Origin of the sequence: Clostridium chrysemydis (assembly GCF_015234215.1) — a bacterium.
Classification (GTDB): domain Bacteria; phylum Bacillota; class Clostridia; order Clostridiales; family Clostridiaceae; genus Clostridium; species Clostridium chrysemydis.
Window position 1 is genome coordinate 1 of record NZ_JADEKP010000031.1, and the last position, 327, is coordinate 327.

Annotated in this window: 1 rRNA gene; it reads right to left on the reverse strand. The window is 46.5% G+C overall.

Annotated features, from left to right (window positions below):
* A 23S ribosomal RNA gene (locus tag INR60_RS17205) occupies positions 1-327 on the reverse strand; the annotation flags it as partial.

Sequence of the window (327 nt, forward strand, 5' to 3'; positions counted from 1 at the left end):
TTCACCTTTCCCTCACGGTACTGCTTCACTATCGGTCATCAGGTAGTATTTAGGCTTGGGAGGTGGTCCTCCCTGCTTCCCACAAGGTTTCACGTGTCTCGTGGTACTCTGGATCAGAACTTTAGATCTTCTCGTTTCGCCTACGTGGCTATTACACTCTACGGCATAACTTTCCAGTTATCTTCGGCTACGATAGCCTTCTAAGTTAATGTTCTGTCCGCAACCCCGGAGATAAATCTCCGGTTTGGCCTCTTTCCTTTTCGCTCGCCGCTACTAAGAAAATCGATTTTTCTTTCTCTTCCTCTAGGTACTTAGATGTTTCAGTTC